The following is a 2810-nucleotide window of genomic DNA, read 5'->3' as shown; positions in this document are numbered from 1 at the left end:
CCTCGGGCTTTAGCGAGCCCAGCACGCCCGGATAGCTCGTCGCCTTGCGTCCCTTGAGCACGCCCACGTCGGCGAGCACCTTGGGGGCGGCGCAGATGGCGGCGGTGTTCTTGCCCTGCTCGTTCATGTCAGCGAGCAGCTTGCGGATTCGTGCGTCTGCCTGCAGGTGATCGGCGCCGGGAATGCCGCCGGGCAGGACCACCATGTCGTAACTCCCGGAAAGCGCCGCATCGAGGGTGGCATCGGGAACAATCACCGTCTGGCGGCTGCCACGCACGGGGCCGTCCTTGAGCCCTGCCACGGTGACCTCGATCTGCGCGCGGCGCAGGATGTCGATGACGGAGACCGCTTCGAGCTCTTCGAAGCCTTCGGCAAGGGGGACCAGGACCTTGGACATGGGAAAACTCCTTGAAACTGTCCCGAACTTAGGCGGCCCGGGGTGGCGTGTGCAAACCCCGTGGCAGGGCGCTAGACTGAAGCGGCAATGAAAGCCCATTCCCACGCGCAGGACGCGCATTTGCGCGCCGTGGTCCAGAGCGAGGACCACAAACCGCTCGAAGGGCTCTTCCGCGTCATCGAGCGCGATACCGCAAAACTCGCCCGCAAGTTCCGCCATTCCTTTGTGGTGAATCTCGATCCGGGCCAGTACCGCATCGAAGTGCAGGTGCCCGGCTACAAGCTTGAGAGCTTCAAGTGTCTGCTGCGCCCCAAGCAGGGGCTGACCCACTACTTCACGCTCAAAAAACTGGACTTCATCGATGTCACGGGTCGCGGCCTGGGCGAGACTTCAAGCGAGATCGACGAGCCGCCCGAAGGCGCGCACGTGCATGAACACGACGCGGCGGCGACGGACCTGGATGATCTGCCCGAGGGGCCCCCCGAAGATGTTGCTGATGCCGAAGAGCCCGAGTTGATTGACGAGGCGGAGATTATTGAGGACTGAGCGTGTGAGGGCTCAGAATCAGCAGCCCTTTGAAGGCGTTGAACCTCCATTCGGAGAATTCCTGCTCGACCGATCTGAGGCTTTTCTTGCGGCGCGACTCCCCTTTTGGCCAGCGGTTGAATTCAAAACTCTTGAGATACAGCGTACCGACTCTGCTGCCTGCCGGTGTGTCCAGGTTGATTTGCTCCAATGTCGCCGGCATCTCCTGGCGCTGGAAATTTCCGGGCTCTTTGCAAGGCGCTGCAAACAGGGCCGGATCGAAAAGTTGATCCAGGTTCGCCTCTGCAATGGGCGTCCCGTCCGGAGCCTTGAGACGCAGGCGCCGTTCCCTGAAATTGAGTTCGTACTCGCCCAGCCGGTAGCTCTGTGCTTGCTTGAGTTCGATCTCGAAGAGGGTGCCGCCTTCGTCAATGGCGATGCCGTTGCTCTCCTCGCGGTGATAGGTCAGCCAGGTGGCCTCGCAATCGGCGGTCCGGATGCGGATGGGCAGGCGTTCTTCCAAATCGAACCACCGCGCGGAGGGGACGCTCCCGCGCTCGACGAGCTCGGGCACCGATTCCAGCCCGTGGTGCTCGCGCAGATAGCGCAGCGTGTCTACGATCTGTTCATGGGTATCCTTGTCCGTTTCGATACGCGTCTCGTGGTACTTTTTCGAAAGGTTGAGCGGGAGCGTAACGCCCAGTCCGGTGAGCGTGGTGCGCAGGCGCGTGCGCTGGCTGTGCAGGGTCGATTCCACCATGCCCCAGGGGCCGAAACTCGCCAGCAGCAGCGTGGCGGCGAGCGTGCCGGGTACCAGTGCCGGGATGACTTCGCGCTTTCGCAGCACCTGCGCGCTCTGGATAATGCAAATCAGCATGACAACGCCCAACAGCAGCACGCGCAGGTAACGCAGCTCGGTGAGTCCGTAGTCGTCGATGCGAATCCAGAGCGCCCATGCCGCAAGCGGCACCAGCGGGAGGTAAACGGGTGAAAACCACTTTTGAAACCAGGCCAGCAGCGGATACTGCGCGCGCGCGCGGAAGGGCTCAAGCGCAAAGACCCCGGCGAGCCCGATGAGCCCCGCACCCAGCGCCAGCGGGGAGAGCAGGTTCTTTGGCAGTTCTCCGGTGACCAGTATCTTCACGTAATAGGCGTAGAGGATTGCGAGGTAGACCAGCCCCAACGGCACAACCAGGTAGGCGACGCCTCGATGAATCCGATCTGGCTCTGGCTGGGCCAGCGGCAGGTCTTTGATCTCGCAGAGCCAGGGAATCCCGGCGGCCAGCAACCATGGCGCCAACGCGAGGGTGGTCACGGAGAAAACGTGTCCGTACAGCTCGCCCCGTACATCGAGGTCGAAAAGGTTCTGTATCGCGCCGATGGCGCCTGCCATGCCAGCGTACAGGATGAGACAGTAGAAGCACACCTGGGCGAAGCGCTCTGTGAGTCGAAATGTGAAATGCCACTGAAGGTAGCGCCGGTCGGCCGCCGCGTTGCGTGCAACGAGCGGTAGCACGGTCAGTGCCAGCAGCATCGCGTGAAGCAGGACAAAGAAACGCCAGATCTCGGCGCTATAATCGAGGTCGAAGATGTAGGTTCGATAGATTAGTGCGAGCGTCAGTCCCGCCGCGCTCAGCGTCCAACGCCAGAGCGGGGGCAGGGCACCCAGCCGCTGGAGCGTGGTTGCGGCAAAGACCGCGATCCAGCCCGGCAGGAAAGCCATGAGAAAGAGGAACCACGACTCCCAGGCATCGGAGCCGCCTTCTTCAACGGTCCAGGAAAACTTCGCCGCCAGGGCAAAGCCCATGGCGATTTCGAGCGGGGCGAGCTTGAGAGCCTCGCGCGCTTCGCCCGCCACGCGCGTCGCGGCCTCTTTGAACCGGTTCAT

3 protein-coding genes are annotated in these 2810 nt (G+C 62.6%); 1 reads left to right on the top strand and 2 read right to left on the bottom strand.

Annotated elements, in window-relative coordinates:
* The coding region (locus KDH09_11740; protein ID MCB0220359.1) for a DJ-1/PfpI family protein at positions 1 to 397 on the bottom strand (397 nt) is incomplete at its 3' end.
* 87 nt (positions 398 to 484) lie between these two features.
* Between KDH09_11740 and KDH09_11735 the strand changes: the two genes are divergently transcribed.
* Complete coding sequence (locus tag KDH09_11735; GenBank protein MCB0220358.1) at positions 485 to 943, top strand: hypothetical protein; 459 nt, start codon at positions 485 to 487, stop codon at positions 941 to 943.
* On the opposite strand, the gene KDH09_11730 is transcribed toward KDH09_11735, so the two are convergent.
* Positions 930 to 2810: DUF4153 domain-containing protein (locus tag KDH09_11730; protein MCB0220357.1), on the bottom strand; the 1881-nt coding region annotated here is incomplete at its 5' end. The genes KDH09_11735 and KDH09_11730 overlap by 14 nt on opposite strands.

Source organism: Chrysiogenia bacterium, from assembly GCA_020434085.1.
In the GTDB taxonomy this organism is placed as follows: Bacteria; JAGRBM01; JAGRBM01; order JAGRBM01; family JAGRBM01; genus JAGRBM01.
This window is presented reverse-complemented; position numbering and strand designations above follow the sequence as displayed.